Here is a 2018-nt window from a genome sequence, read left to right as displayed (position 1 = left end):
CCCTTCGTTATTGTTATGATATAACAAGACCCGGTGATGATGTAGATCGAATGGGATATCACCTTCATTTTGAGCAATTGGAATTACCTCTTTCCCTAATGTATGTGCTATCCCGACCTCGTAGAAAACGTTTGGATTTCTTTGAGAAAAATCTGCAATTACTATGGCCGATGTGAAAATCAGCTCGAATATATCTTGAACAATTTCAGAGTTGTTCCAGACTTCATCGACTCTTCGAGAATTAAAATCCGCACTTGCGCAGGCAGATCGAATTGCATCGTATACTCCTTGAAAATCTTTTGAAAATGGCATCATTACAGATACCTGGTCTTGATCAACAGACTTCTTTGGCAATTTGAAAAATCTTGGGATGATACGCAGGCAATCATCTTGTTTTTCATTACTTTGACTTGATGCGGATCTATTTTTTCGTTTTCTATTACGGTTTACCTCTAAAAGATCGCCGTTAAAAGGAACGGCAATATTGTTATCATCAAGTAGTGTTTTCAGTTGTTTCTTTGCTTTATCTAAATTTGAGTATGGATCGCAATAGTAATCAGGATTAACCAGTGCTTTAATCACCGCTATAAGTTCAGGCGAAAGCGAATCGTCGTTTTCGTTAGAATTTACATCCAGTTCTGCTAAAACGCCAGAAACCCATAGCCTTCTGAGGCTATCATCGTGCTTATAATTTAAGCCCAGATTCTCAAAGAAAGAAGTCAATTGTGACGAATTTCGATATGGAAATACTTTTTTATACGGTTTGTCCCCACAAATCATCATCGCTAAATGCGAACGGACATGCTTACTCAGTTTCATTCGCCATCGATTTAATTGGATGAGCATTCAGGCAAAAACTTTTCTCTTTTATCCTGTTAGAACAGTATCGATTAATTAAAATAAGCCGTTTTAGAAAGGACTCTGTTGAGAAACAGATCGTAAAGTGATTTTTGATGTTGCTGCCTCTGTGGACAAAAGAGATGAAATTGACTCCTAGAGCCCTTGATCCGTTAGGACTGTCACGGGTATCAGATTATATTGTTGGGAACCTGTTACCTGGTATAACAGTCATGACAAATCGTGGCCGTAATTATGGTTTCTATTGTTGGGCCGTTGCCCGCGCACTTGAGGATGTGGACAAAGCACAATTTTTTACGCGGGTTGCCCAGCATGAGGCTGCATACGTTATTGGATCGCTCTTGGACGCAGAGGATAATTTTCCCGGTGCAAAAGGCCCAATTGGAAACAATCGTGGGGTTGGGGCAATTCAAAAATCTCGTAGTGAGGAGAACAATATTGTCCCTGTAGATTTTTCTGTATTAAAACACCCCTCTGGAGGGTTTAAACAGTATTACCGATCACCAATGGAAAGATTAGGTTTAATCCTTGGGAACTCCTCAAGAGTGATTCTATCTGACAAAGGGAGAGAGATGGCTGATGCTTTTGAGAAGAGCATACGCGACACCGAGTATTTCAGGGAAAACCTTGGAAAGACTGCCATTGAGTTCAGAGTGCTGAAGGAATACGGGGAAATGTGTTCTCACTTGAGGATGAGTCAGTTTAAGGACGAACAGAAGATCTTTTGTGATGTCTTTTTCGGCCCCAATCAGTATGAATCGGTCAACCCAACATCCCGGATGGCAACACTCTGCTTAATCTTGAATTTGGTAGATTACTATTCTAAACTAGGGTATAGTGTAACTGATGATGACTTCAGAAGTATCGTGTATTATGGTCAGTCGGTTAATGATGGAAACCTTGTTGAATACCAGCCTCCCAACCATTTGATTTTAGAAGTGATGGAGCAGTGGAGATCCTTTCAGTTTCACGAGTTTTTCACTCTTGTTTTAGAGCAGATCCTGACGTCATTCATCTATTCTTTAGAGGAGTGCCCGGGAGGCCTTTCAAAGGGCCAATTTGTTGAGAATTGCGCGGACTTCTCCACAATCGTTAGTGACTATCTGAATGTTGACGTTAGTGGGAGAGTATTGTCAGAGGTTATTGATCTCTTATTATCC

At 40.5% G+C, this 2018-nt stretch carries 2 protein-coding genes; one reads left to right on the top strand and one right to left on the bottom strand.

Annotated features, from left to right (window positions below):
- Positions 1-819, bottom strand: an 819-nt coding sequence (locus tag EI28_RS14200; protein WP_155937431.1) for a hypothetical protein, incomplete at its 3' end; no start/stop codon positions are given.
- 161 nt (positions 820-980) lie between these two features.
- On the opposite strand from EI28_RS14200, the gene EI28_RS14195 reads away from it, so the two are divergent.
- A partial coding sequence (locus tag EI28_RS14195; protein ID WP_155937429.1) for a hypothetical protein occupies positions 981-2018 on the top strand: 1038 nt, incomplete at its 3' end.

This window comes from Methanoculleus sp. MH98A, from assembly GCF_000691865.1.
GTDB lineage: Archaea > Halobacteriota > Methanomicrobia > Methanomicrobiales > Methanoculleaceae > Methanoculleus.
The sequence above is the reverse complement of the archived record's forward strand: the minus strand, read 5'-3'. Positions and strand labels throughout refer to the sequence as shown.